The 24625-nt window shown below is 65.8% G+C and carries 23 protein-coding genes, 1 pseudogene and 1 riboswitch; of the genes and pseudogenes, 8 read left to right on the plus strand and 16 right to left on the minus strand.

All coding sequences use genetic code 11. From position 1 onward, the window contains the following. Nucleotides 1-250: 250 nt before the first annotated feature. Nucleotides 251-1159 carry an AraC family transcriptional regulator gene (locus ACI2KK_RS27775; protein WP_404671469.1) on the minus strand — a complete coding sequence of 303 codons (909 nt, stop codon included), beginning with the start codon at nt 1157-1159 and terminating at the stop codon, nt 251-253. Between the two features lie 102 nt (nt 1160-1261). Between ACI2KK_RS27775 and ACI2KK_RS27780 the strand changes: the two genes are divergently transcribed. The 5 genes from ACI2KK_RS27780 to ACI2KK_RS27800 are packed head-to-tail and all read left to right on the plus strand — an operon-like array spanning nt 1262 to nt 5693. Then, entirely contained in the window at nt 1262-1822 is a 561-nt protein-coding gene (locus ACI2KK_RS27780) for a carboxymuconolactone decarboxylase family protein (protein ID WP_046855060.1), read from the plus strand. Nucleotides 1823-1866: 44 nt separating this feature from the next. After that, the gene (locus ACI2KK_RS27785; RefSeq protein WP_404671470.1) at nt 1867-2931 is read left to right on the plus strand and encodes an acyl-CoA dehydrogenase family protein; all 1065 of its coding nucleotides are present in this window, start codon (nt 1867-1869) and stop codon (nt 2929-2931) included. Then, nucleotides 2928-3746 carry an ABC transporter ATP-binding protein gene (locus ACI2KK_RS27790; RefSeq protein ID WP_404671471.1) on the plus strand — a complete coding sequence of 273 codons (819 nt, stop codon included), beginning with the start codon at nt 2928-2930 and terminating at the stop codon, nt 3744-3746. The genes ACI2KK_RS27785 and ACI2KK_RS27790 overlap by 4 nt, the downstream gene beginning before the upstream one ends. Then, on the plus strand, nt 3733-4938 hold the full coding sequence (locus tag ACI2KK_RS27795) for an ABC transporter substrate-binding protein (RefSeq protein ID WP_369986769.1): 1206 nt from the start codon (nt 3733-3735) through the stop codon (nt 4936-4938). The genes ACI2KK_RS27790 and ACI2KK_RS27795 overlap by 14 nt, the downstream gene beginning before the upstream one ends. After that, a complete protein-coding gene (locus ACI2KK_RS27800; RefSeq protein ID WP_369986768.1) occupies nt 4938-5693 on the plus strand; it encodes an ABC transporter permease in 756 nt (251 codons plus the stop codon). Before ACI2KK_RS27795 ends, ACI2KK_RS27800 begins: the two co-directional genes overlap by 1 nt. 139 nt (nt 5694-5832) lie before the next feature. Here ACI2KK_RS27800 and eco read toward each other — a convergent pair whose 3' ends face one another. From eco to ACI2KK_RS27835, 7 genes are all read right to left on the minus strand, one after another. Continuing rightward, on the minus strand, nt 5833-6312 hold the full coding sequence (gene eco / locus ACI2KK_RS27805; RefSeq protein WP_404671472.1) for a serine protease inhibitor ecotin: 480 nt from the start codon (nt 6310-6312) through the stop codon (nt 5833-5835). Nucleotides 6313-6366: 54 nt separating this feature from the next. Further along, entirely contained in the window at nt 6367-7137 is a 771-nt protein-coding gene (gene hbdH / locus ACI2KK_RS27810; protein ID WP_404671473.1) for a 3-hydroxybutyrate dehydrogenase, read from the minus strand. Between the two features lie 222 nt (nt 7138-7359). Further along, nucleotides 7360-8376, minus strand: coding sequence for an ABC transporter permease (locus tag ACI2KK_RS27815; RefSeq protein ID WP_404671474.1), 1017 nt, complete (start codon nt 8374-8376; stop codon nt 7360-7362). Beyond that, nucleotides 8376-9434 carry a microcin C ABC transporter permease YejB gene (locus tag ACI2KK_RS27820; RefSeq protein WP_404671475.1) on the minus strand — a complete coding sequence of 353 codons (1059 nt, stop codon included), beginning with the start codon at nt 9432-9434 and terminating at the stop codon, nt 8376-8378. The genes ACI2KK_RS27815 and ACI2KK_RS27820 overlap by 1 nt, the downstream gene beginning before the upstream one ends. Continuing rightward, on the minus strand, nt 9431-11356 hold the full coding sequence (locus tag ACI2KK_RS27825) for an extracellular solute-binding protein (RefSeq protein WP_404671476.1): 1926 nt from the start codon (nt 11354-11356) through the stop codon (nt 9431-9433). Before ACI2KK_RS27825 ends, ACI2KK_RS27820 begins: the two co-directional genes overlap by 4 nt. 13 nt (nt 11357-11369) lie before the next feature. Next, nucleotides 11370-11651 carry a peptidylprolyl isomerase gene (locus ACI2KK_RS27830; protein ID WP_325948143.1) on the minus strand — a complete coding sequence of 94 codons (282 nt, stop codon included), beginning with the start codon at nt 11649-11651 and terminating at the stop codon, nt 11370-11372. Between the two features lie 82 nt (nt 11652-11733). Then, a complete protein-coding gene (locus ACI2KK_RS27835; protein WP_404671477.1) occupies nt 11734-12789 on the minus strand; it encodes a 3-deoxy-7-phosphoheptulonate synthase in 1056 nt (351 codons plus the stop codon). A gap of 628 nt (nt 12790-13417) precedes the next feature. After that, nucleotides 13418-13589, plus strand: a riboswitch (yybP-ykoY riboswitch). A 9-nt stretch (nt 13590-13598) separates the two neighbouring features. Here ACI2KK_RS27835 and mntP point away from each other — a divergent pair. Beyond that, nucleotides 13599-14165, plus strand: a complete 567-nt coding sequence (gene mntP / locus ACI2KK_RS27840; RefSeq protein ID WP_404671478.1) for a manganese efflux pump MntP — start codon at nt 13599-13601, stop codon at nt 14163-14165. 125 nt (nt 14166-14290) lie between these two features. On the opposite strand, the gene ACI2KK_RS27845 is transcribed toward mntP, so the two are convergent. The 4 genes from ACI2KK_RS27845 to ACI2KK_RS27860 all read right to left on the minus strand — a co-directional run bounded on the left by ACI2KK_RS27845 (nt 14291) and on the right by ACI2KK_RS27860 (nt 17285). Further along, nucleotides 14291-14902, minus strand: coding sequence for a cell wall hydrolase (locus ACI2KK_RS27845; protein ID WP_404671479.1), 612 nt, complete (start codon nt 14900-14902; stop codon nt 14291-14293). 48 nt (nt 14903-14950) lie between these two features. Then, nucleotides 14951-15868, minus strand: coding sequence for an AEC family transporter (locus ACI2KK_RS27850; RefSeq protein WP_404671480.1), 918 nt, complete (start codon nt 15866-15868; stop codon nt 14951-14953). Nucleotides 15869-16162: 294 nt separating this feature from the next. Further along, nucleotides 16163-17026 (minus strand): LysR family transcriptional regulator, encoded by an 864-nt coding sequence (locus tag ACI2KK_RS27855; RefSeq protein WP_404671481.1) that lies wholly within the window; start codon nt 17024-17026, stop codon nt 16163-16165. A 61-nt stretch (nt 17027-17087) separates the two neighbouring features. Beyond that, a complete protein-coding gene (locus tag ACI2KK_RS27860; protein WP_404671482.1) occupies nt 17088-17285 on the minus strand; it encodes a hypothetical protein in 198 nt (65 codons plus the stop codon). A 130-nt stretch (nt 17286-17415) separates the two neighbouring features. Between ACI2KK_RS27860 and ACI2KK_RS27865 the strand changes: the two genes are divergently transcribed. Beyond that, on the plus strand, nt 17416-19335 hold the full coding sequence (locus tag ACI2KK_RS27865; RefSeq protein WP_404671483.1) for a S8 family serine peptidase: 1920 nt from the start codon (nt 17416-17418) through the stop codon (nt 19333-19335). A 99-nt stretch (nt 19336-19434) separates the two neighbouring features. On the opposite strand, the gene ACI2KK_RS27870 is transcribed toward ACI2KK_RS27865, so the two are convergent. Continuing rightward, the gene (locus ACI2KK_RS27870; RefSeq protein ID WP_404671487.1) at nt 19435-20190 is read right to left on the minus strand and encodes a methyl-accepting chemotaxis protein; all 756 of its coding nucleotides are present in this window, start codon (nt 20188-20190) and stop codon (nt 19435-19437) included. Nucleotides 20191-20292: 102 nt separating this feature from the next. After that, a pseudogene (locus ACI2KK_RS27875) lies at nt 20293-21582 on the minus strand (HAMP domain-containing protein); the annotation flags it as partial. A 272-nt stretch (nt 21583-21854) separates the two neighbouring features. Between ACI2KK_RS27875 and ACI2KK_RS27880 the strand changes: the two are divergent. After that, on the plus strand, nt 21855-23174 hold the full coding sequence (locus ACI2KK_RS27880; RefSeq protein WP_404671484.1) for a Na+/H+ antiporter family protein: 1320 nt from the start codon (nt 21855-21857) through the stop codon (nt 23172-23174). 195 nt (nt 23175-23369) lie between these two features. On the opposite strand, the gene ACI2KK_RS27885 is transcribed toward ACI2KK_RS27880, so the two are convergent. Both ACI2KK_RS27885 and ACI2KK_RS27890 read right to left on the minus strand, forming a co-directional pair. After that, nucleotides 23370-24371, minus strand: coding sequence for a FecR family protein (locus ACI2KK_RS27885; RefSeq protein WP_404671485.1), 1002 nt, complete (start codon nt 24369-24371; stop codon nt 23370-23372). A 71-nt stretch (nt 24372-24442) separates the two neighbouring features. Further along, nucleotides 24443-24625 (minus strand): hypothetical protein (locus ACI2KK_RS27890; RefSeq protein WP_404671486.1); only part of this gene is annotated, 183 nt, incomplete at its 5' end.

A 24625-nucleotide genomic window follows, 5' to 3' on the forward strand; every position in this document is an offset into this window, starting at 1 on the left:
GCGTACCTCCGGAGCAAGCCCGGAGCGAGGGAACCCCCGAAGCGCAGCGTAGGGGGCCGGATGATGGGAGCAGGCGGCTTTGGTTACTTTGGCCGCCCAAAGTAACCCGCCGTAAGGGCGGAAAGGTGACGAAAAGCGCTTATCGTCAATGAATGCGCATACATCTCCCAAAGCAACCACCCTAAAGCCCCGAACCCGAACCCGAACCCGAACCCGAACCCGAACCCGAACCCGAACCCGAACCCGAACCCTACCCCCCAACCCCCTTCCGATAAGCCCCCGGCTGCACCCCCACCGCCTTGGCAAACGCCCGGGTAAACGCCGCCACCGACTGATACCCCACCTGCACCGCCACCTGCTCCACGGTACTCCCAGCCCTGAGCAACTGACACCCATGGCGCATACGCAACGCCAGCAGCACCTGCCCCGGCGATTCCCCGGCCAATTCACTGAAGCGCTTGAAGAACGCCGACCGCGAAAGCCCCGCGCAAGCCGCCATGCTCTGCAGCGTCCAGGCCTGCCCCGGCGCTTTGATCAACTGCTCCAGCAGCCCGGCGAAGGCCGGCTGGCGGGCGAGGGCGATCAGCCCGCCGAGGGACTGCCCACCGTGCACCTGCTGGCGCAGCACATACAGGAATAACAAATGCGTCAGCCGCTCAAGCAAGGTTTGCGAAGGCTCCGGCAGCCGTCGGCATTCCTCCAGAATCAAGCCGAACAACGCCTGGGCGGCGTTGCCCGCCGGGTCTTCGGCGCGTAGCACGATCCAGTCGGCCAAACCCTCGACGATCAGCGACGAAAGCCCCGAGCGGAAGTCGAAGAAGCCACACACCAGCCCCACACCGTCGTCGGCCTCAAGCTCCAGCGGCGCCATGGCCCGACGCGGCTGGGCGCAGGCATCTTGGGCGTCACCGGCGCCAGACAACCGGTAGCCCAGGTCACGCAACAGAAACACCGCATCGCCACTCTCCAGCCTGACAGGCTCGGCGTGGCCATCGACATGCAGCCAGCAGTGCCCCTGCACCACCAGGTGAAAGCTGGCGCGGCCCATGCCCTGGGTGCTGGCATGCCAGCCACCGCAGTAACGGCCCACGTGGAACAGGCTGGCGTCGAGCTCCAGGCCTTCTAATAACCAATCGACGAGATGGCTGGATGAAATCATCTAATGCAAGGACTCAGGAGCAAGGAAAGGCGACTGATGAATATGGATGCTACTTCTTATAACCAACAGACTGTAGCGACCTACATCAAAGGAGACCGCTCCATGTCCGCGCGCATTACTCTACACAGCCTGCAGACCGCTCCGGAAGCCGCACGTCCGTTCCTCGAGAACGCCCAGAAGAATTCGGGCTTCATCCCCAACCTGCTTGGCATCCTCGCCAACGCCCCGGCGGCGCTGGAAACCTACGTCACCGTCTCGGCGCTGAACGGCAAGTCCGAACTGACCCTGGCCGAGCGTGAAGTGGTGCAGTTGATTGCCGCCACCCAGCACGGCTGCGATTTTTGCGTGGCCGGCCACACCGCTGTGGCGCTGAACAAGGCCAAGTTGCCGCAAGAGGTGGTCGACGCCCTGCGTGCCCGGGGCGAGCTGCCCGACGCCCGCTACGAAACCCTGGCCGCCTTCGCCCGTGAAGTCATCGCCACCCGCGGCAACGTCAGCGATGCCACTTACCAGGCGTTTCGCGAGGCCGGTTTCAGCGAGGGCAACGCCCTGGAAGTGATTCTTGGCGTGAGTCTCGCAACCCTGTGCAACTTTGCTAATGTGTTCGCCCAGACGCCGCTCAATGACGAGCTCGGCAAGTACCGTTGGCAGCCCTCGGCGTAAACCGCCCGATGCCGGCGGGTCCGGCGTTTCAAAGGAGTAGGGACATGCTTGATACCGCATTTCGTCAATGGCTGGATGCCAACGCCGAGGCCATTGACCAGGGCCAGTGCGACCCGCACCGGGTGCTGGCACATATCGCCGAATCGCAGTTGTTGCGCATCGGCGTAACCGCCGAACTGGGCGGCTCGGGGGGCGAGGTCAGCGACGCGGTCGAGGCCATTGCCGCTATCGCCAGCCGTTCGCTGGCTGCCGCGTTCGTTTGCTGGGGCCAGCGCGCCTTCATCGAATACCTGCTGCAAAGCCCTAATCAGGCGCTGCGCGAGCGGCTGATCCCGAGCCTGCTCAAAGGTGAACTGGCCGGCGCCACGGGGCTGTCCAACGCCATGAAGTTCCTGTCCGGCATCGAGGCGCTGCAAGTGCGTGGCCGCCCGGGCGATGCCGGCTGGACCCTCGAAGGCCGCCTGCACTGGGTGACCAACCTGCGTAAAAGCGGCTTCGTGGTGGCTGCGGCCATCGAGGATGATGCCGGCGGCGCGCCGTTCGTGCTCGCCATCCCGTCCGATGCCCAGGGGCTTGAACGTTCCGACGACCTGCAACTGATGGGCCTGCAGTCGAGCAACACTGCTGCGTTGGCCTTCCACCAGGTGGAGCTGGCCCGGGACTGGCTGCTGCACGAAAACGCCCGCGAGTTCCTGCCCAAGGTGCGCCCGGCGTTCCTCGCCCTGCAGTGCGGCCTGGCCATCGGCCTTGCCCGTCGCGCCCTGGACGAAGTGCAGGAGCACCTGAACGGCCGCGCCTCGTTCCTTGAAGAGGCCCGCCAGGTACTGGCCGAGCGCCTGGAAAACACCGTCGGCGAACTCAAGCAGGGCCTGCGCGACGGCCGTTTCCTGGAGCAGCCGGCAGCGCTGTTCAAGCTGCGCATCACCCTGGCTGAAAGCGCCGCCGACGCCGTGCAGCTGGAGCTGCAGGCCAGTGGCGGCAAGGCCTACCTCACAGCCTACGGCGAAGGCTTCGCCCGCCGCTGGCGCGAGTCGGCATTCGTGCCCATCGTCACCCCGAGCCTGGTGCAACTGCGCGCCGAACTGCAACGCCAGGCGTCTGCGGCATGACCGAAGTGCTGCTCGAAGCCTGCGATATCAGCCTGGGCTACCCCCGCGAGGGCGGCTGGCAGGCCGTGCTGGAACAGTTCGACCTGGCCCTGGCACCGGGCGAGGTGGTGACCATTCTGGGCCCCAGCGGCGTGGGCAAGTCGAGCCTGCTGCGGGTGCTGGCCGGCCTGCAGCAGCCCCGCAGCGGTTCGGTGGTGTTGCACGGCGAGCCGTTGCAGGGCCCACACCCGCGCCTTGCGGTGGCGTTTCAGGACCCAAGCCTTTTGCCCTGGCTCAGCCTTGAAAAGAACGTCGCTTTTGGCCTGGACTTCGCCCGCCAGCCCAAGCTTGCCGCCAGCGAGCGGCGCGCGCGTATCGACCACGCCATCGCCGCCGTGGGTTTGGCCCACGCCCGCAACCAGTACCCGGCGCAGCTGTCCGGCGGCATGGCCCAGCGCACCGCGCTGGCCCGCTGCCTGGCGCGCCAGCCCGAAGTGCTGCTGCTGGACGAGCCGTTTGGCGCGCTGGACGAGGTGACCCGCGCCGACATGCAGCAGCTGCTGCTGCAATTGATCGCCACCCACAACACCGCTGCGGTGCTGATCACCCACGACATCGACGAAGCCCTGCTGCTGTCCGATCGCGTGCTGCTACTGGGCAACCACCCGGCGCGCACCCTTGGCCAGTGGCACATCGACCTGCCGCAGCCGCGTGCGCAGCGGGTCGAGGAGCTGGGCGCGCTGCGTATCGAAATCCTCAAGACCCTACGGCGGGCAAGCCGCACCGAACCCACCCCAACCCCCTTGCCCTCGGAGGCTGTCCATGTGCATGGATGACTGCTGTTCTTCGACGTCCCGTCGCGATTTTCTGAAACTGAGCGCCATGCTCACTGCCGCCGGCGCGGTACCGCTGCTGTCGAGCCTGCAGGCGCGCGCCGCCGCCGAGCCGGATGCGCCGGTGCGCATCGGCTACCTGCCGATCACCGACGCCACGCCGCTGCTGGTGGCCCACAACAACGGCCTGTTCGAGGCCGAGGGCATCAAGGCCGAGCGCCCGGTGCTGCTGCGCAGCTGGGCCCAGGTGATCGAGGCGTTCATTTCCGGGCAGGTCAACGTGATCCACCTGCTGTCGCCGATGACCGTGTGGGCGCGCTATGGAAGCAAGGTGCCGGCCAAGGTGGTGGCGTGGAACCATGTCGGCGGCTCGGGCCTGACCGTGGCCCCGGACATCACCGACATGCAGCAGCTTGGCGGCAAGACCGTGGCCATTCCGTTCTGGTACTCGATCCACAACGTGGTGCTGCAGCAGATGCTCAACGACAACGGCCTCAAGCCCGTGTCCAAGCCTGCCAACGCGCAACTGGCGGCCAACGAGGTCAACCTGCTGGTGCTGGCGCCGTCGGACATGCCGCCGGCCCTGGCCAGCAAGCGCATTGCCGGCTACATCGTCGCCGAGCCGTTCAACGCCCTGGCCGAGAACCTCAAGGTTGGCCGCATACAGCGCTTCACCGGCGATGTATGGCGCAACCATGCCTGCTGCGTGGTGTTCATGCACGAGCACGACCTGAACAACCGCCCGGAGTGGTCGCAAAAGGTGGTCAACGCCATCGTCAAGGCCCAGCAATGGACCCGCGAGCACCGCGCCGAGGCGGCCGCCTTGCTGTCCAAGGCCGGCCCCAACAAGTACACCCCGCATGAGCCGGCGGTGCTCACCAAGGTGCTGGCGCCCGCTGCCGAAGACCGTGCCGGCTACATCGCCAGTGGCGCCATCCAGCACCAGCAGTGGGATGAAAAGCGCATCGACTTCCAGCCTTACCCGTTCCCCAGCTACACCGAGGAGCTGGTCAAGCGCCTGAAGAACACCTTGATCGAGGGCGAAAGCGGCTTCCTCGCCAGCCTCGACCCGGCGCACGCGGCGCGTGACCTGGTGGACGACCGCTTCGTGCGCAACGCCATCGCCGCAGTGGGCGGGCCGGCGACCTTCGGCATTGCCGAAAACTTCCAGCGCAGCGAGGAGTTCGCGGTCTGATGCGTGGGCACATCGTGCATGGCGCCCTGGGCCTGGCGGGCCTGGCGGCGCTGTTGTTGCTGTGGTGGGCCGGGGTGCAACTGTTCGGCGCCGCCGATGGCCTGTCGGCGCGCTTCTCGCCCCAGGCGACGTTGCACAGCCTGGTGGAGTTGTTGGGCCAGGGCGAGGTGTACGGGCATATCTGGGTGAGCCTCAAGCGCATCCTCATCGGCCTGTTGCTGGCGTTGTTGATCGGTGTGCCGCTGGGCCTGCTGGTGGGCAGCTACCGGCACCTGGAGGCAGCAACCACACCGGCGTTCCAGTTCTTGCGGATGATCTCGCCGCTGTCGTGGATGCCGGTGGTGGTGATGCTGATGGGGGTCGGCGATCAGCCGATCTACTTCTTGCTGGCCTTCGCCGCGCTGTGGCCGATCTTGCTCAACACCGCTGCCGGGGTGCGCCAGCTCGACCCGCGCTGGCTGCAACTGAGCCGCAGCCTCAGCGCCACCCGCTGGGAGACGCTGTGCAAGGTGATTGTGCCTGGGGTGATCGGCCATGTGCTGACCGGCGTGCGCCTGGCCATCGGTATTTTGTGGATCGTGCTGGTGCCGTGCGAGATGCTCGGGGTGAGTGCGGGGCTGGGGTATTTCATCCTCGATACCCGTGACCGGCTGGCGTACTCCGAACTGATGGCCATGGTGCTGCTGATTGGGGTGCTGGGCTTCATGCTCGATGCGCTGGCCCGTGGTTTGCACCGGCGTTGGGTGCATGGTTGAGATTGCCGTGGGAGCAACTGTCTTGTGCTGCCTGAACCGGCCTCATCGCCGGCAAGCCGGCTCCCACGCTGTATTCCCTAGGCGATTGCGCAGCCCGCAGGGCTGGGTAATCGCCTGCAGGCAGCACAGCGGCCTGTGATTATTCCTCTTTAGCCGTTTGTACGTCGTTCGACGCCGACCACACCCGGTAGCGCACCTGCACGCCCTGCGGCACGTACAGCACCACCGGCAGCTTGCTGTTGTAGCGCAGCATGAAGCCTTCACCCACTACCGGCACGAAGGCGTCGGTCTTGTTGCCGTCGGGGCAGGCCATCAGGGTGCTGGCGGGGCCGCCGACTTTTTCCAGGCGGTAGTAGCTGTAGCCCCAGCCTTGCAAGGTGTGTTCTTCGAGGTTGCCGGCCAGGCGCTGGCGGTTGCAGTCCACCTGCAGGGTCTTGCCGGCAAGGATCTCCAGCTTGAACGCCGACTCGTCAGCCTGGGCCGGCAGGTGGATGACCTGGCGGCTGAAGCCTTTTTCGGCGTCGGGGTAGGGGGCGACGTCCTTCAGGCTGGCCGCCAGTGCCGGGGTGGCGGCGGCCAGGGTGAGGGAGAGCATCGCGGTGATACGGGCTTGGCGCATAAGGCCTCCTTGCGGATGATCGAATGCGAGGCGGCGCCAGGCCCGGCTCCCCCGTCACTGGGCGAGCCAGCCGCCATCGACGTTCCAGGCGGCGCCGCGGACCTGGCTGCCAGCCTCGCTGCACAGGAACAATACCAGCTCACCCAGGTGTTCGGGGGTGACGAAGGCCAACGAAGGCTGCTTTTCGGCCAGCAGGTCGTGTTGCGCCTGGCGGGCATCCCCGCCCTGGGCTGCGCGGTCATCGATCTGCTTTTGCACCAGCGGGGTCAGTACCCAGCCGGGGCAGATGGCGTTGCAGGTGATATTGCTGGTGGCGGTTTCCAGGCCGATCACCTTGGTCAGGCCTACCACGCCGTGCTTGGCAGCCACGTAGGCGGCCTTGCCGGTGGAGCCGACCAGCCCATGCACCGAGGCGATGTTGACGATGCGCCCCCAGCCGCGTTCGCGCATGCCCGGCAATACCAGGCGGCTGGCGTGGAAGACCGCCGACAGGTTGAGGGCGATGATCTTGTCCCAGGCCTCTGTCGGGAACTGCTCCACTGGCGCCACGTGCTGGATGCCGGCGTTGTTGACGAGGATGTCGACGCGGCCGAAGGCGCGTTCGGCGGCGGCGAACATCTGTTCGATCTGGGCCACGTCGGACAGGTCGGCGGGGTGGTGGACTACCTGCACGCCATGCTGTTTGATCGCGGCAATTGCAGGCGCGGGGTCGCCGAAACCATTGAGCAGAATGTTCGCCCCGGCCTTGGCCAGTACCTGGGCGATGCCTAAGCCGATACCGCTGGTGGAGCCTGTGACCAGTGCAGTCTTGCCTGTGAGTGTCATGCGGTTCTCCTTGGTTTTGTTCGGGCGCATGCCCTTCGTAGCCTGTGCCGGCCCTATCGCCGGCAAGCCGGCTCCTACAGGTACAGCGTACGACGTGAATGCCGCGCGGTCCTGTGGGAGCAACTGTCTTGCTCAATGTCTAAAAGCTGGCGCGATCCCTGTGGGAGCGGGCTTGCCCGCGAACACCGGCAAGGCCGGTGCCATCCACAGCCTGTGTTGGCCCTATCGCCGCGGGTCAAACGCCTCGCGCAGCGCTTCGCCGATGAACACCAGCAGCGACAGGATCAACGCCAGGGCAAAGAATGCAGTAAAGCCCAGCCACGGCGCCTCCAGGTGCTGCTTGCCCTGGGTCACCAGTTCGCCCAGCGAGGCGCTGCCCGCCGGCATGCCGAAACCGAGAAAGTCCAGGGCCGTCAGGGTGGTGATGGCGCCGGTGAGCATGAAGGGCACGAAGGTCAGCGTGGCATTCATGGCGTTGGGCAGAATATGCCGCAGCATCACCTGCGCATCCGAAAGCCCCATCGCACGGGCGGCCTTGACGTATTCCAGGTTGCGCCCGCGCAAGAACTCGGCGCGCACCACATCCACCAGGGTCAACCACGAGAACAGCGCCATGATCCCCAACAGCCACCAGAACCCCGGCTCGACGAAGCCGGACAGGATGATCAACAGGTACAGCACCGGCAGCCCCGACCACACCTCCAGCAAGCGCTGGCCGAGCAGGTCGACCCAGCCGCCGTGGTAGCCCTGCAGGGCACCGGCAGCCAGGCCGATGAGCACACTGAGCGCAGTCAGGGCAAAGGCGAACAGCAACGAGGTGCGGGTGCCGTACAGCACCCGCGCCAGCACGTCGCGGCCCTGATCGTCAGTGCCCAGCCAGTTGCTCGCGCTCGGCGGGCTGGGGGTGGGTACCTGCAAGTCGTAGTTGGGGGTGTCGGCGCTGAACGGGATGGGCGCGAACAGCATCCAGCCGCCCTGGCCCTCGATCAGCTGGCGCACGTACTGGCTGCGGTAGTCGGGTTGAAACGGCAACTGCCCGCCAAACTGCTGCTCGGTGTAGCGCTTGAGCGCCGGGGTGTACAGCTGGCCCTGGTGCGACAGCAGCAGCGGCTTGTCGTTGGCCACCAGCTCCGCGCCCAGGCTCAGCAGCAGCAACGCCGCGAACAGCCACAGCGAGACCCAGCCGCGGCGGTTGTCGCGAAAGCGCTGCAGGCGCCGGCGGGCAATGGGCGAGAGCATCAGTGCGCCCTCGTGTCGAAGTCGATGCGCGGGTCCAGCGCGGTGTAGCACAAGTCGCCCACCAGGCGGATCAACAACCCGGCCAGGGTGAAGATGAACAGCGTGCCGAATACCACCGGGTAGTCCCGTGAGACCGCCGCCTCGTAGCTCATGCGCCCCAGGCCATCGAGCGAGAAGATCACCTCGATCAGCAGGGAGCCGGCGAAGAACACCGTGATCAGCGCCTGGGGCAGCCCGGCCACCACCAGCAGCATGGCGTTGCGCAGCACATGCCCGTACAGCACCCGGCGTTCGCTCAGGCCCTTGGCCCGGGCGGTGACCACGTACTGGCGGGTGATCTCGTCGAGGAAGGCGTTCTTGGTCAGCAGGGTCAAGGTGGCGAAGCCGCCGATCACCAGGGCGCCAACCGGCAGCACCAGGTGCCAGAAGTAGTCCGCGACTTTACCCAGCAGGCTGAGCTGGTCGAAGTCGTCCGACACCAGGCCGCGCACCGGGAACCAGTTCAGCGAGGTGCCGCCGGCGAACAGCACGATCAGCAACAGGGCGAACAGGAACGAGGGCAGGGCATAGCCGACCACGATCAGCGCGCTGCTCCAGGCATCGAAGCGGCTGCCGTGGCGCACTGCCTTGCGGATGCCCAGCGGGATCGACACCAGGTAGGTGATCAGCGTGGCCCAGAAACCCAGCGACAGGGTGACCGGCAGCTTGTCGAGAATCAGGTCGGTGACCTTGGCGCCACGGAAGAAACTGTTGCCGAAGTCCAGCCGCGCATATTGCCCGAGCATCAGCCACAGGCGCTCGGGGGCGGACTTGTCGAAGCCGTACTGGCGCTTGATTTCGTCGATCAGCTTGGGGTCCAGGCCGCGGGTGGCACGGGACTCGCCGTGCACCACCTCGGCCCGCGCGCCCGGGGCGCCGCCACCGATACCTTGCAGGCGCGCCACCGCCTGCTCCACCGGCCCGCCGGGGGCGGCCTGGACGATGGCGAAGTTGACCAGCAGGATCGCCAGCAGGGTAGGGATGATCAGCAGCAGGCGCCGCAAGATGTAGCCGGTCATGGCGCGCGGCCCTTGAGTGCGTCCATCTGCTGGTTGCTCAACGCCGTCGGGCTGACCTCCCACCAGGTGTCCAGGCCTTCGTCATAGGCCGCCTGCACCTTGGGCAGGCCGAAGCGGTTCCACCACACCGTGGAGCTGCCCGGCGGGTAGTAGTTGGGGATCCAGTAGTAGTTCCACTGCAGTACCCGGTCCAGGGCATGGGCGTGGCGCAGCATGTCGGCCTGGGTGGCGGCGCGGACCAGGCCGTCGAGCAGCCGGTCCACCGCCGGGTCCTGCAGCACCATGAGGTTGTTCGACCCGGGGTCGTGGGCGGCGGCCGAGCCAAAATAGTTGTACTGCTCGCTGCCCGGCGACAGGGTGACGCTATAGCCGGTGACGATCATGTCGTAGTCGCGGGCCATCACCCGGTTGATGTACTGGGCCGGGTCGACGTTGCGGATGTTCAGCTCCACGCCGATCTGCGCCAGGTTGCGCTTCCACGGCAGCAGCAGGCGCTCAAGGCCAGCCTGGCCGTTGAGGAAGGTGAAGCTCAGTGGCTCGCCATCGGCGTTCACCAGGCGGTCGCCCTCGGGGTGCCAGCCGGCGGCCTGCAGCAACTCCAGGGCCTGCAACTGCTGTTTGCGGATGATCCCGGAGCCATCGGTGACCGGCGCGCTGAACACCTGGTCGAAGACCTCGTCAGGCACCTGGCCGCGCAGCGGCTCGAGCAGCTTGAGTTCCTCGGCGTCGGGCAGCGCGCGGGCGGCCAGCGGGGTGTTGGAGAACAGGCTCTGCTGGCGGATGTACAGATTGCGCATCATCTGCCGGTTGCTCCACTCGAAGTCCCACAGCAGGCCCAGCGCCTGGCGTACCCGGCGGTCCTTGAACTGCGGTTTGTCGAGGTTGAATACAAAGCCCTGGGCCACTTGCGGTTTGGCCGGGCCCAGGTGCGCGCGCTGCAGGCGCCCGTCGTCCAGTTGCGCGCCGTTGTAGCCCAGGGTGTAGGCGGTGGCGGAGTACTCGCGGTTGTAATCGTAACCACCGCCCTTGAGCACCTGGCGCGCCACCTCGGTGTCGCCGAAGTATTCGATGCGCACGCGCTGGAAGTTGTAGCGCCCGCGATTCACTGGCAGGTCGCGGGCCCACCACTGCGGGTCACGCTCGAAGGTGATGCTGCGCCCGTTATCGATGCGGCTGATGCGGTACGGGCCACTGCCCACCGGCTTGTCGAAGCCGGCGCCGTTGGCGAAGTCGCGCTGCTGCCAGTCGTGCTCGGGCAGCACCGGCAGGGTGGCCAGGTCCAGGGGCAGGGTGCGCCCGTGGGGCTTGCGAAAATCGAAGCGCACCCGGCGCGGGCCTTCGACGGTGACGCCGCTGACATCGGCGAACAGGGTGCGGTACTTGAGGCTGCCCTTGCTCATCAGCAGCTCGAAGGTAAAGCGCACGTCTTCTGCGCGCACCGGCTTGCCGTCGGCGAAGGTGGCGCGCGGGTCGATGTCGAAACGCAGCCAGGCGTCGTCGGGGCCGCGCTCCAGGCTGCGGGCAATCAGACCATAAACCGTGTAGGGCTCGTCGAACGAGCGCACCGCCAGCGGGGCATACAGCAGGCCGTCGACTTCGCTGACGCCGGTGCCTTTGTCGATGTAGGGCAGGATATGGTCGAACTGGCCAATGTCGTTGGCCGAGCGGCGCAGGCTGCCGCCCTTGGGGGCGTCGGGGTTGACGTAGTCGAAGTGCTGGAAGCGTTCGCCGTAGCGCGGGGCTTCGCCGTAGACGGTGAGGGCGTGGCTGGGGGCGGCATGGGCGTTGGGCGCCATGCACAGCAATGCGATGGCATACAAAAACTGTGGGAGCGGGCTTGCCCGCGAAAGCGTCCGTTCAGGCGACAGTGTTGCCGGTACGGACGCATTCGCGGGCAAGCCCGCTCCCACAGGGGTGTTCATCGGCTGCGATGACTTAGTCCTGACGGCTGGTCACTTCCAGCAGGTGGTAGCCGAACTGGGTTTTCACCGGGCCTTGCACGGTGTTGACCGGGGCGCTGAATACCACGGTGTCGAATTCCTTGACCATCTGGCCCGGGCCGAACGAGCCCAGGTCACCGCCCTGGCGGCTGGACGGGCAGGTGGAGTTGGCCTTGGCCACTTCGGCGAAGTCGGCACCGGCTTCGATCTGAGCCTTGAGTTCGTTGCACTTGTCTTCGCTGCTGACGAGGATGTGGCGGGCGGTGGCACGGGCCATGGGAACTACTCCTTGGAGGGTAAAAAAACGCAAGCCTAGCGCACTTGTCCGGGGCATGTCTCGCAAGGCTTGCGCATTGTTTCTACAAGCGTGCGGCCGCCTCGCGCAGCATGGCCTCGGTCGACTCCCAACCCAGGCAGCCATCGGTGATCGACACGCCGTACTTCAGCGCGCCCTTGCCCAGTGCCTGGCAGCCCTCGAACAGGTGCCCCTCGATCATTACCCCCACCAGCGAGCGGTCGCCGGCCAGGCGCTGCTGCAGCACGTCCTCGAACACCGCCGGCTGGCGCGCCGGGTCCTTGCCGCTGTTGGCGTGGCTGCAATCGACCATGATCCGCGCCGCCAACCCCGCCTTGGCCAGCCCCAGGCGCGCCTGCGCCACGCTGTGGGCGTCGTAGTTCGGGCCCTTGTGGCCGCCGCGCAGCACCAGGTGAGTGTCCGGGTTGCCCAGGCTCTCGATGATCGCCGGGTAGCCCTGGGCGTCCATGCCGAAGTGGCGGTGCGGGTGGGCGGCGCTGCGCATGGCGTCGCAGGCGATGCCGATGCCGCCGTCGGTGCCGTTCTTGAAGCCCACCGGCAGCTCCAGGCCGCTGACCATTTCGCGGTGGATCTGCGACTCGGTGGTGCGCGCGCCAATGGCTGCCCAGCCCAGCAGGTCATCGAAGTAGCCGGCAGCCACGGGCTGCAACAGTTCGGTGGCAACCGGCAGGCCGCGCTCGATCATGCTCAGCATCAGCCCGCGGGACAGGGCGATGCCGGAATGCATGTCGTCGCTGCCATCCAGGTGCGGGTCGTAGGCCAGACCTTTCCAGCCGACCGTGGTGCGGGGTTTTTCCACGTAGGCGCGCATCACCAGCAGCAGCTTGTCGCTGACATCACGGCTGAGGGCGGCCAGGCGGTCGGCGTATTCCAGGGCCGAGCGCGGGTCGTGGATCGAGCACGGGCCGACCACCACCAGCAGGCGTTCGTCGCGGCCTTCGAGGATGGCGCGGATGGCCTGGCGCTGGGCGTGGACTTGCTGGGCGAGTTCAGTGGGCAGCGGCATCTGCTGCTTGAGCAGGTGCGGGCTGGGCAGGCGCTTGCTGACGGTGGCGTTGGCAGCTTGCGCTTGGGTCAGGGCGAGGTTCGAGGCTTGCATGGCGTGTTTTCCCTGGGCGGACGGCGGGTAGTGGCCCGCGTGGTCGGCCCTATCGAGGTGTTCGACAGGTCGTCAAATTAGGTTGTTGTGCGGCATTGCCACCGAAAATCGACCGAACGGAGGCGGCAGGCTGGCCCGAACGGGATTGGCTAAATCGCCAGGCATAGGTGCTTGGGTAGGCGTAAGTGGCGTAGTTCATGAATCTGTCCTCAAGATGAAGCGTTGAAAGTGATGGCCCGGAAAAACAAAACCCCCGGTCGGGGAGCCGACCGGGGGTTTGAGTATTCTCGTGTTCGGCGGCCCCTCGAAAGTGGGCGCCGGGTGGGTTATCGGCGCCTGTCAGCTAAACCAATAACCAAAATAAAAGGGTGCAACGGCGTTACGACCGGCAACGGCCAGCACGCGGTGCGCGGGGCGACCGGTGTGGTTGGCGGGGTTGCAGGTGTGTTTCGGCATGTTGCTCTCCAGTGAATGAGCCCGAGCTTACTGCACCTTTGCACAAGCGTTCAATGGGTTTTGGCTATTGCGTTGATTTGCTCTTGTGGGAGCGGGCTTGCCCCGCGACAGGGCCGTTGGGCAGTTGGGCCTTTGAAACTTCACGCTTTTTTCACAGGGCACTGGTATCATCGCGCCACTCTTTGGGGAGTAGCCTGCCTTCACACCCCGTGAAGGTGCTCTGGTCAACACATTTGGCAACCTGCCATGGCCAGCGCGTCCACCCGGATTGGCGAGACCAACGACCTTCCTGTACCCGTGCCGGGCGTGCAGGTGGCTGTCGTTGACTCGTTGCCCGGCTGGAGTCCGAACCGTTGAATCCCATCTCTCTTGTCTTCCTTGCTTTCGCCATGTCCACCGATGCCTTTGCGGCAGCCATCGGCAAAGGCTCGAGCCTGCACAAGCCACGCCTGCTCGAAGCCCTGCGCACCGGCCTGATCTTCGGCGTGATCGAAGCCATCACCCCGGTGATCGGCTGGCTGTTGGGCCAGGCGGCCAGCCAGTATGTCGAACAGTGGGACCACTGGATTGCCTTCACCTTGCTGGTGGCGCTGGGCGCGCACATGGTCCATGCCGGCCTCAAGGCCGATGACGAGGAAGAAGAAAAACAAAGCCAGCATTCGTTCTGGATCCTCGCCGTCACCGCCTTTGCCACCAGTATCGACGCCCTTGCCGTGGGGGTTGGCCTGGCCTTTGTCGATGTGAACATCTGGGTGGCGGCCGCTGCAATCGGTTTGGCCACCATGACCATGGTCACCATCGGCACCATGCTTGGCCGCGCACTGGGCTCGGTGGTGGGCAAGCGTGCCGAAATCGTGGGGGGTGTGGTGCTGATGCTGGTGGGTGCGACCATCTTGTATGAGCACCTGAGCGCCGTCTGAGCCAAGGGCCCTATCGCGGGGCAAGCCCGCTCCTACAGGGGAGCGCACAACCCTGTAGGAGCCGGCTTGCCGGCGATGAGGCCGGCACAGGCATTACAAGACATGACTCTCAACCCCAAGCCCATTCAGCGCGCCAACGCCTGATTGGGCTTGTAGAACAGAAAGTGCCGGGTCTGCGCCGTCCTGCGGTAAGCCTTGGCCCACTCAGGCTTCACATTGCGATCGTGAAAGTACAAGGCCCCACCGGTAGGGTCCTTGAGCTGCTGGTTGAGCGCCTTGCGCGCGATTTCCTTGGCCACGCCGTAACGCTCCGGTTCCTCGACCTGGTCCGGGCGCCCGTCACACCACCAGGAGAACTGGCAACTCTTGCTCTCCACCCCCTGCTTGACCACCCCGCAGATGCTGTCGGGAAAACCGTCATGGCCCAGGCGGTTGAGAACCACGCTGGCTACGGCACTCATGTCCTTTTCATCGGCACCTTTGGCCTCCCAGTAAATGGTCCGTGCAAGGCAGGTGATGCTGTCGTCCATCGGCGCCTGGCCGGCCGGGTCCACGGCCTGTACTTCGGTGGGGGTGAGGGTCTCGGTCTTTTTCGGCGGTGGGGCATCTTGCAAGACCTTTTCCTCCAGCACCTGCGCCTTGTCTTCGGCGACCGCGGCCTTTGGGCTGTCGGCCGCAAAGAGTGGGGCTGCGAGCAGGCTCAGGGCAAGGCCGGACAGCATCATCGAAAGGCGCATGGTCAGGTATCCGCAGGGTGGGCTGCCTGTGAGTCTAGTCGTAGCGCTTCAACCCAGCGTCAGGCTCAGCACCAGCGGTAGCGTCACGGCGGCGGCCACGGTTTGCAGGGCGATGATGGTGGCCATCAAGGGTGCATTGCCACCCATCTGCCGGGCCATCACATAGGACGACGACGCCGTCGGCAGGGCCTGGAACAATACCGCCACTACCGCAGCCTGGCCCCCCAGGCCCAGCAACCGGCACAGCCCCCAGGTGGTCAGCGGCATGACCAGGAACTTGAACAGCGAGGCGGCCACCAGCGGCTTTACCTGTTGCCCCAGCCGTGCGCCACCCAATGCCGCCCCCACGCACAGCAACCCCAGCGGTAGCGCTGCCTGGCCCAGGGCCTTGACCGTCGGCTCCAGCCCGGCCGGCAGGCCCAGGCCAGTCAACCGCAACAGCAGGCCAGCGGCACAACCGACGATCAGCGGGTTGGCGAAAATCGCCCGCAGCACCGTGGCCGGCGAGCTGTGGCGGGCGCTGAAACGGGCGAACACCAGCACGCACAGCAGGTTCACCAGCGGCACGATGGAAGCATTGGCCACCGCCGCAAGGGCAATGCCGGCACTGCCGTAAATGCCTGAGGCGAGGGTGGCACCGATGTAGTTGTTGAAGCGCACCCCGCCCTGGAACACCGAGGTGAAGTCGGCGCCGTCAAAGCTGGCCGCCCCTTGGTAAAGCACCAGCAGCAGGGCGCCCAGCAGGGTCGAGAGCATCAGCACGCCGACCATGCCCAGCACCGGCACGCCGTCCAGGTTGGCGGTGGCCAGGCCGTGCAGGAACAGCGAGGGCAGCAGCACGTAGTAGCTCAGGCGCTCGGCGCCGGGCCAGAAGCTTTCGGCAAGAAACCCGCGCACCCGCAGCCAGGTGCCCAGAGCGATGAGCAAGATGATCGGGACGAGGGTGGTGAGCAGCAGGTGGAGCATGGTTGGCGGTCCGTGGTCGGGTACCGGCACAGGGTAGCGAAAGGGCGGCCTACAGGAAAAACGGTGTTTTCTGCAGTGAATGTTGAGGAAAACTGCATGGTTTGTGGCCTGCCTTGCCCAACCTGCAACGTTGACGCAATGCCTGTAGGAGCGGCCTCGTGTCGCGAAAGGGCCGCCTAGCGGCCCCGGCGATCTTGCATGATGCGCAAATCCTGGGGCCGCTGCGCGCCCCTTTCGCGGCACAAGGCCGCTCCTACAGAGGTCGCATAACCCTCAGGCTTGCGTCCCCAATCATCACACCTCCAGCGCCGTCCCCAGCACTGCGCTCAGGTGCCGGCGCTGGCTCTTTTCATGCTCCAGCAACACCATGCGCCGGGTCAGTTGCGGCTCGCCAAAGGGCAGCACGGTAGCCGCCGGCAGGCGCTCGAGGTCTTCGTCGCTCATGGGGATGACTGCCACGCCCAGGCCCATTGCTGCCATGCGCGCCAGCGCTTCCTGGCTGTCCAGCTCCATCTGTTCGCTGACCTGCAGGCGCTGGCGGCGCAGTTCCTGTTCGATCTGCCGCCCGGCCCAGGCACGCTTGTCAAAACGCAAAAAGGGCTGGCTGGTCAGTAGCTCCGGCACGCTTAAGCCTGCCAGTTCCGGGCTGGCGATGGCCCAGAAGCGGTCCTCGAACAACGGCGTGTACTGCAGGCTCTGCGGGTAGGGGCTGACCGGCTCGGTGGTGATGGCCGCGTCCAGCTCGCCATCCTCGACACGCCGGGCAAGCTCGGCGGACATACCCGACACCACGCTCACATGCAACTGCGGGTGATGCGCCTTGATCCACACCAGCGCCCGCGGCAGGCGCCGGGCCAGCACGGTATGGATCGCACCGATGCGCAGCCGACCGCGCAGGGCCGGGCCACTGGCCAGGGTGTCGGCTAGTTCGTCGTAGGCGGCCAGGATGCTCTCGGCGCGGGCCACTGCCAATTGCCCGGCTTCGGTCAGCACCACTTGCCGGCGGCTGCGGTCGAACAGGCTGACTTGCAGTTCTTCTTCCAGCGTCTTGATGTGCAGGCTCACCGCAGAAGGGGTGAGGCTGAGCAGGTCGGCGGCGCGGGCGAAGGTGCCGTGGCGGGCGATGGTCACCAGGGTGCGCAGGGCTTTGAGGGACACGGGGGCTCCGAGGGCAGTGGCGGCACAGGCTGACACGATACGCCATTGCCGGCGAGGGTGCTCACAGGCTGGCTTGGGTGGCCAGGTGTGGCGGGAGCCGGGCATGGCGTGCCTCGGGGTGCACGCTCAGGAAGACCTGCGCCGAGCTGAAGGCGCCGAGGTGCACGGCAAGCGCTTGTTCGGCTGCAGCGGCAGAGTCGGCGCTGGCCAGGCCCAGGGCCAGCAGCAGACCGGCCAGCAGGGTAGGGGTTTTCTTCATCGACGCCTCGCGGGTTGCGGTCGGGGCAAGTGTAGACGACGGTGTTTTAGCGCCTGCGGGAAGGGCTTCTGGCTGCCGGGCGGCATGGGCTGCGCGAACAATCTGCTGTTTTCCCCGGCTGGAGCCTGCCATGACCCCCGACCTGAGTTTCATCTATTACCGCAACTTCCGTTTCGACGGGAAATTCCACGTGCGTTGTACCGGGCCCGACCTGCACAAGGTGGCGCGTATCCGCTACCAGCTCGAACGCCTGGGGCCGGGTGCCCCGGTACTGCTGCAAGGGCTTTCGGCGCTTGGCCATGCCAGCAGTGGCAAGCTCGCCGACCATGGCTGCCCGGTCAGTTTCGTCACCCGGGAAGTCGCCGGGCGCTTTGCCATTCGGCCCAAGGTGGTATTGCTGGATGAATACGCCATTGCCCTGGGCCGGCCGACCGGTGCTGCGGGTGTCTTTGATCTCGAACCGTTGTTGCTGCAGGTCGGGGAAGACGAGCTGGACCGTAGCGTGCTGGACAAGGTGCCGCTGCCCACTGGCCTGCGCAACCGACGCGCGGTGCCGGATGCGGGGCAAGGGCTTGACGACCCCTATGGCCGGCTGTTGGCGCCGTTCCCGGCCGTGCCAGCCGGTGAGCGTTACCCGGTGCTGCAAGTAGGCTTCAGCGAGGGCGGCTATCAAAGCTTGCTTGATGATATTGAGCCCGGCTCCGACTCGGTGTTGCTGCGCCTCTGGCCTGCGCTGGGCCAGGTGCTCAAATTGCGGCCCTTGCTCGCGGCGCATGAGCGCGAGGATTCGGCGCTGGCGGTGCTAGGCCGCTACTGCACGCTCGAGCAACCCGCAGGCATGAGCAACGACACCTTCGTCGAGCTGATCAAGACCCTCGCCGCGCTGGAGTATGTAAGGTCGCTGCAGTTCATCGGCCCAAGCTATGGGCCCAACCTGCTGTTGCTGGGCGCTGCCGGGTTGCTGGCAACGCTGTTGACCGGCGCTGCCGTGCACGCGGGCAACAGCGCCGAAGAAAATGCCAGGCCCACGCCCGATTTCGAGGCGCTGCAAACCTACCTGGACGCACCCGGCATCAGGTCGCAAGGCCTGAACATAAGGGCTGCCTGGCAACAGCAAGTGACCGGGAAGGGTGGGCGTATCCACTTTACCGACGGTGGCTTGTTCCCTGACCACGAGGACCTGCGCGGTAACCGCAACCTGATCGTGGTCAACGACAAACCCAACGACGACCCCAGCCATGGCACCAAGTCGGCCGGTGTGCTGCTGGCGGTGAAGAACCGCGTTGGCATGACCGGCATCAGCCATGACAGCGAATTGTTTCTCTACGACAACCGGGCCAAGGCCGATACTGGCGATTCCCAAGTACTCAAGGACCTCTTGCGCCAGGTACTGCCGGGCGACATCGTCGGCATCAACCGGCAGACCGCCAACCCGCAGGTACTGGGCACCTTCCTGCCGGCCGTGCACGACCGGGCCTGGTGGGACGTTGTCAGTGAGCTCACCGGGCGTGGTGCCGTGGTGGTGGTGGCAGCTGCCAACGGCACGGCCCAGGCTGACAGCGCAAAGGGCACGGTGCAGAACCAGGGGGTCGACCTCGCGCAGTGGCCGTACTTCAGCGACCATGGCGATGCCGATGCCATTTTGGTCGGCGCTTGCCACTCCTGGGATGGCAAGCCCCACCAGTATTCCAACTACTACTACCGCTACCGCATGCTCAACGCCTGGGGCGACAGCGTGGCGACCTTGTCGGGCGGGAACCTGCAGGACAAGCCGGGGGACGACCGTGACTACACCGGCAATTACAGCGGCACTTCAGCGGCCACGCCACTGGTGACCGGTGCGTTGAGCCTGATCCAGTCCTATGCCATGAGCGAGCACCATGTGTATCTGGATGCCGGGCAGATGCACCTGTTGATCATGGCGTCGGGGTATGAAGACGCCACGTTGCCGCTGACCGACGCGCTGCCCATGGGGGCCAGGCCCAATGTGCAGGGGGCGCTGGCGTTGCTCGACAGGTTGTTGGGTGGGGGGCGGTTCGAGCGGGGGTGAGGGGACAGGCGGGTTGTTGATGGCGCCTGTCCGGGCCTCATCGCCGGCAAGCCGGCTCCTACAGGTCTTGAGTAGGAGCCGGCTTGCCGGCGATGGCGGTCAGACGCGGAACTGGTCCATCAGCCCCTGCTGCTGGTTGGCCAGGCTGTTCAGCGACTGGCTGACCCGCGCCGATTCGTTGGCCTGGCCGCTCAGCGACTCGGTGACGTCACGGATGGTGGCGACGTTGTGGTTGATCTCCTCGGCCACCGCGCTTTGTTCTTCGGCGGCGCTGGCGATCTGCAGGTTCATGTCGGTAATCACCGTGACCGCCTCGCCAATGCGTTGCAGTGCACTGACCGCCTGGCCGACCTGCTCGACACCGCCCTGGGCCTGGCGGTGGCTGCCGTCCATGGCGCCGACCACTTCTTGCGTACCGGCCTGCAGGGCTTCGATGACCTGGCGGGTTTCCTCCACCGACTCCTGGGTGCGGCGGGCCAGGTTGCGCACCTCGTCGGCGACCACGGCAAACCCACGGCCGGCTTCACCGGCACGCGCGGCTTCGATGGCAGCGTTGAGTGCCAGCAGGTTGGTCTGCTCGGCGATCGAACGGATCACCTCCAGCACCGACCCGATCTTCTCGCTGTTGCGTGCCAGGCCTTCGACCTGGCCCATGGCGCTGCTCATGTCGGCGGCCAGGGTGCCGATGCTGGTGGTGGTGCGGTCGATCACCGCCAGGCCTTCACGGGTGGCCTGGTCGGCGTCGCGCGCCGCCTGGGCCGCCTGGGCGGCGCTGCGGGCCACGTCCTGGGCGGTGGCGCTCATTTCGTGGGACGCGGTGGCCACCTGGTCGACCTGGCGGTACTGCTGCTCCATGCCGGCGCTGGTCTCTGCGGCGATGGCCGCAGACTGGTCGGCGGTGCCGCGGGCGGCCTGCACCGAGTGTTTCACCTCGGCGATGGTGGGTTGCAGCTTGTCGAGGAAGCGATTGAACCAGCCGGCCAGCTCGCCCAACTCGTCGCGTTTGTCGTACTGCAGACGGCGGGTCAGGTCGCCTTCACCGCTGGCGATATCCTTGAGCATGGCGGCCACGCCGAGGATCGGGCGGGTCACGGTGCGGGCCATCAGCCACACCAGCAGCAGGCCGGCGATGGCGGCCGCCAGGCCCAGGCCCAGTTCCAGCAGGGTGCCGCTGGTATTGAGGGCGTCCAGCTCCTGCTTGAGCGTTTCGGCAGGGCCGGTCAGGGCGCTTTCCGGCACATCCAGCAGCACGCCCCAGGGCTTGCCGCCGGGGATCGGCTCGAAGGCGGCCAGCACTTTAAGGCGCTGCTGGTTGTGCAGAATCTGCAGCTTGCCTTCGGCCAGCCGGCGCACCAGTTCGGCGCCCTGGGCCGGGTCGACCTGGTCCAGGCGCTGGGCCAGCTTGCCGGCGTCGGCGCTGTAGCCGGCCAGCAGGCCTACCGGGCTGAGGATGCCGACCGTGGTACGGCCTTCGTACAGCCCGCGGCTGGCCGACTCGCTCAGGGCCTGCAGGCTGTTGAGGTTGATGTCGATGGACAGGGTGGCAATCACCTTGCCGTTGCTTTTGAGCGGGAACACGATGCTGGTCATCAGCACGCGTTGGCCGTCGATGTCATAGAAGTACGGCTCGACCACACACACCTGGCCGCTCTGGCGCGGGCACACCCACCAGGTGTTGGCCGCCTGGCCACTGGGGCCGATGGCGGTGTTGGCCATGTCGTGCTCGGGCAGGGCCATCGAGGTCAGCTCGCCGGCCCGGGGTTGCGACCAGTACAGGGCGAAGCGCCCGGTCTCGTTGCTGCCCAGTGCGGTTTGGCCGGCGAACAGTTTGTCCTTGCCATCCAGCGCGCCGGGTTCGAACACCAGCGACAGGCCAAGCAGGTCGGGGTTGGCCTGCAGCGCGGCGCGCACCTGGGCGGTCATGTCCTGGCGCAGGTCGTAGGCATCGAGGAAGCGCTTTTCGGCCTGCTCGCGCAGGAACAGTACCTGGCGGGCGAAGCCTGCGCCGTACTGATAGGCGTCCATGAACTGGCGGCGAATGTTCAGCGCCTGAACCTCGCCCTGGGACTCGATGCGCGACTGCGCAGCCTCGGTCAGCATCTGCATGCTGCTGGCCTTGACCAGGTCGGAGCTGTGGTCCATTCGGTACAGCGAGAGGCCGACCAGCAGGGTGACGATACTGGCCAGGCACAGGCCGGCCAGCAGGGTGATCTTCCATTGAATCGAGAGTTGTCGCAGCACAGGCATGGGGGCAAATCCCTTGTAATAGGTTTGATGCTGCCGACTGTTTCGGCCGTGCCGGTTTTTTCTTGATTGAACGATCAATCAATTACCTAAGACTTTGGTCTATTGCCGCAACAACCCGCAAACCACGCGGCTTTGACATCTGCCGGCCGGTGCCTCAGAGTGTGCGCCCTTCATAACAACATCCTTTGGCCCGGCCACTGCCTGCGTGCAGCTGTCGCCGGAACACTCGCTTTTTGTCTTCTTTTTGCCTGTAGTAACGAGGTTTGCACATCATGAATGCAGTGATAGCCGCGGTCGGGATCATGCTGGTCCTGAGCCTGTCCCGCGTGCATGTGGTCATCGCCCTGATCATCGGCGCCCTGGCCGGGGGGCTGGTTGGCGGGCTGGGTATCGAAGGTACGCTCAAGGCCTTCAATGGCGGGCTGGGTGGCGGTGCCACGGTGGCGTTGTCCTACGCCTTGCTGGGTGCCTTCGCCGTGGCCATCGCCAAGTCGGGGCTTGCCCACGCGCTGGCTGATCGCGCCCTGGCGATGATCGACCGCCAGGGCCATGCCGAGGGCGGCAAGGTGAAATGGCTGCTGATCGGCCTGATGCTGGTGGTGGCGGTGTCGTCGCAGAACATCCTGCCCATCCACATCGCCTTCATTCCGCTGCTGGTGCCGCCGCTGCTGTACGTGCTCACGCGCCTGCGCATCGACCGGCGGCTGATTGCCTGCGTGATGACCTTCGGCCTGATCACCCCGTACATGTTCCTGCCGGTGGGCTTTGGCAACATCTTCCTCAACCAGATCCTGCTGGCCAACGTCAGCCGCGCCGGGGTGGATGTGAGCGGGGTCAATGTCACCCACGCCATGGCCATCCCGGCCGCCGGCATGCTCGCCGGTCTGCTGTTGGCGGTGTTCTTCAGCTACCGCAAAAAGCGCGACTACGACCTGGCGCGCATCGAGCAGGTGGAGCAGGTGAGCGTGCAGTACAACCCGCTGACCTTGCTGGTGGCGGGGGTGGCGATTGCCGCGGCGTTCATCATCCAGCTGTGGCTGGACTCGATGATCATCGGCGCCATGGTCGGCTTCTTGATCTTCTCGCTGTCGGGCATCGTGCGCTGGAAGGATACCGACGACCTGTTCACCGAAGGCATGAAGATGATGGCCATGATCGGCTTCATCATGATCGCCGCCTCAGGCTTTGCCGACGTGATGAAGGCTACCGGCGAGGTAAAAAGCCTGGTGGAGGCCGCCGCGCAGTGGATCGACCATAGCAAGGGCATCGGTGCGCTGTTGATGCTGCTGGTGGGCCTGCTGGTGACCATGGGTATCGGTTCGTCGTTTTCCACCGTGCCGATTCTGGCGGCGATCTTCGTGCCGCTGTGCGTGCAGCTGGGCTTCGACCCGATCGCCACGGTGTGCATCGTCGGTACGGCCGGTGCCCTGGGGGATGCGGGGTCGCCCGCGTCAGACTCCACCCTTGGGCCGACCTCGGGGCTGAACGTGGACGGGCAGCACCACCATATCTGGGACACGGTGGTGCCGACGTTCATTCACTACAACCTGCCGTTGCTGGGCTTTGGCTGGTTGGCGGCGATGGTGTTGTGAGGGGCTGGTCGGTACGGGCTCTGGTCCTGTAGGTGTGCTGCCTGTACGGGCCTCATCGCCGGCAAGCCGGCTCCTACAGGGATCGCACTGCTTTCAAACCTGCGCTGTACCTGTAGGAGCCGGCTTGCCGGCGATCAGGCCGGTACAGGCAAAATGAGGCAGCTGCACGTACAAAGCCCCCGGCAGGGCTTGGGCTCAGCCCCGGCTCGGCGGCGGGACGATGCGGTTGAGCACGGTGCTGCCGTCCTTGCTGCGGGTCAGGTAGACCGGCAGTACCTTGGGCAAGGTGTCGACCAGGCGGGCGACTTCGCGGGTGTTGTAGATGCCGCTGATGCGAATGCGCGCTGCATTGTCATCGGCCAGCAACAGGGGTTTGTCGAGGTAGCGGTTGATCACCGGCAGCGCCTGACGCAGGCTCAGGTTGTCCAGCACCAGCTTGCCGCTGCGCCAGGCAAGGGCATTGCCGTAGTCGTCACTTTGCGCCAGGCTCGGTTCGAAATCACCCTGGTGGTAGCTGGCCTGCATGCCCGGGCCAAGACGATAGCCGCCACCTTTGCCATCACTGCTGACCAGTACCGAGCCTTCCACCAGGGTCACCTTGACCTGGTCTTCATACTTCCACACGTTGAACTGGGTGCCGGTGACCCGGGTCTGGCCGTTGCCGGCATGCACGATGAACGGGTGGTTGCTGTCGTGGGTAACCTTGAAGAACGCCTCGCCCCTGACCAGCGTGACCCGGCGCTCATCCTTGTAGTTCAGGTAGCGCAGCTCGCTGTTGAGGTTCAGGTCGACGGTGCTGCCGTCGCTCAGTTGCACCTGCTGCAAATGGTCACCCGTCTCGAAGTGCTGGTAGCTGCTGGGTAGCCAGCCTTGCTCCCAACCCACCCAGCCGGCCAGGGGCAGGGCCAGCAGGGCGATGGCCGCAGCCGAAGCGAAGGGCCGCCAGTTGCGCGGCTGGGGGCGGCGTTGCGGCTTGAGCTCGACCACGTTGTGCGTGCGCGGCAGCAGGTCGGCGGTTTGCCAGATCTCCAGCATGGCCTGGTATTCCCCGGCGTGCCGCGGGTCGGCCGCCAGCCACTGGCTGAACGCCGCCCGCTCCGCAGCCGTGCAATCTTCGGCGTGCAGGCGCATGCACCAATGCGCGGCGGCGTCGGTGATGGCATCGTCTTCGCTGGGGGTGAGGCGGTCGTGATTCATTACGGCTCCCGGTTTTGCGGCATTCTACCCTTGGGCGCGGCTTCCGAGAACGGGTTAATGGCGAATGACTATCAATTGTATGGAAATTCGTCGTTGATGCGCATGGCTCTTATTGACGCCTCGTATCTATCGCGGGTGTTGTGGGAGAAGCTGTCTTGTGCTGCCTGAACCGGCCTCATCGCCGGCAAGCCGGCTCCTACAGGTACGGCACTGGCCTGAAGCTTATGCAATCCCTGTGGGAGCAACTGTCTTGC

This window comes from Pseudomonas sp. NPDC089406 (assembly GCF_044900265.1).
Taxonomy (GTDB): Bacteria; Pseudomonadota; Gammaproteobacteria; order Pseudomonadales; family Pseudomonadaceae; genus Aquipseudomonas; species Aquipseudomonas fakonensis.

What these genes read in the sequence shown, in the direction of transcription:
- ACI2KK_RS27790 (WP_404671471.1), top strand. Translation starts at nt 2,928, where the DNA reads ATGACCGAAGTGCTGCTCGAAGCCTGCGATATCAGCCTGGGCTACCCC.
- ACI2KK_RS27775 (WP_404671469.1), bottom strand. Translation starts at nt 1,159, where the DNA reads ATGATTTCATCCAGCCATCTCGTCGATTGGTTATTAGAAGGCCTGGAG.
- ACI2KK_RS27880 (WP_404671484.1), top strand. Translation starts at nt 21,855, where the DNA reads ATGAATGCAGTGATAGCCGCGGTCGGGATCATGCTGGTCCTGAGCCTG.
- ACI2KK_RS27780 (WP_046855060.1), top strand. Translation starts at nt 1,262, where the DNA reads ATGTCCGCGCGCATTACTCTACACAGCCTGCAGACCGCTCCGGAAGCC.
- ACI2KK_RS27850 (WP_404671480.1), bottom strand. Translation starts at nt 15,868, where the DNA reads ATGCTCCACCTGCTGCTCACCACCCTCGTCCCGATCATCTTGCTCATC.
- ACI2KK_RS27800 (WP_369986768.1), top strand. Translation starts at nt 4,938, where the DNA reads ATGCGTGGGCACATCGTGCATGGCGCCCTGGGCCTGGCGGGCCTGGCG.
- ACI2KK_RS27785 (WP_404671470.1), top strand. Translation starts at nt 1,867, where the DNA reads ATGCTTGATACCGCATTTCGTCAATGGCTGGATGCCAACGCCGAGGCC.
- ACI2KK_RS27830 (WP_325948143.1), bottom strand. Translation starts at nt 11,651, where the DNA reads ATGGCCCGTGCCACCGCCCGCCACATCCTCGTCAGCAGCGAAGACAAG.
- ACI2KK_RS27815 (WP_404671474.1), bottom strand. Translation starts at nt 8,376, where the DNA reads ATGCTCTCGCCCATTGCCCGCCGGCGCCTGCAGCGCTTTCGCGACAAC.
- eco (WP_404671472.1), bottom strand. Translation starts at nt 6,312, where the DNA reads ATGCGCCAAGCCCGTATCACCGCGATGCTCTCCCTCACCCTGGCCGCC.
- ACI2KK_RS27795 (WP_369986769.1), top strand. Translation starts at nt 3,733, where the DNA reads ATGTGCATGGATGACTGCTGTTCTTCGACGTCCCGTCGCGATTTTCTG.
- ACI2KK_RS27865 (WP_404671483.1), top strand. Translation starts at nt 17,416, where the DNA reads ATGACCCCCGACCTGAGTTTCATCTATTACCGCAACTTCCGTTTCGAC.
- ACI2KK_RS27870 (WP_404671487.1), bottom strand. Translation starts at nt 20,190, where the DNA reads ATGGAGCAGCAGTACCGCCAGGTCGACCAGGTGGCCACCGCGTCCCAC.
- ACI2KK_RS27835 (WP_404671477.1), bottom strand. Translation starts at nt 12,789, where the DNA reads ATGCAAGCCTCGAACCTCGCCCTGACCCAAGCGCAAGCTGCCAACGCC.
- ACI2KK_RS27845 (WP_404671479.1), bottom strand. Translation starts at nt 14,902, where the DNA reads ATGCGCCTTTCGATGATGCTGTCCGGCCTTGCCCTGAGCCTGCTCGCA.
- ACI2KK_RS27885 (WP_404671485.1), bottom strand. Translation starts at nt 24,371, where the DNA reads ATGAATCACGACCGCCTCACCCCCAGCGAAGACGATGCCATCACCGAC.
- ACI2KK_RS27860 (WP_404671482.1), bottom strand. Translation starts at nt 17,285, where the DNA reads ATGAAGAAAACCCCTACCCTGCTGGCCGGTCTGCTGCTGGCCCTGGGC.
- ACI2KK_RS27825 (WP_404671476.1), bottom strand. Translation starts at nt 11,356, where the DNA reads ATGAACACCCCTGTGGGAGCGGGCTTGCCCGCGAATGCGTCCGTACCG.
- ACI2KK_RS27820 (WP_404671475.1), bottom strand. Translation starts at nt 9,434, where the DNA reads ATGACCGGCTACATCTTGCGGCGCCTGCTGCTGATCATCCCTACCCTG.
- hbdH (WP_404671473.1), bottom strand. Translation starts at nt 7,137, where the DNA reads ATGACACTCACAGGCAAGACTGCACTGGTCACAGGCTCCACCAGCGGT.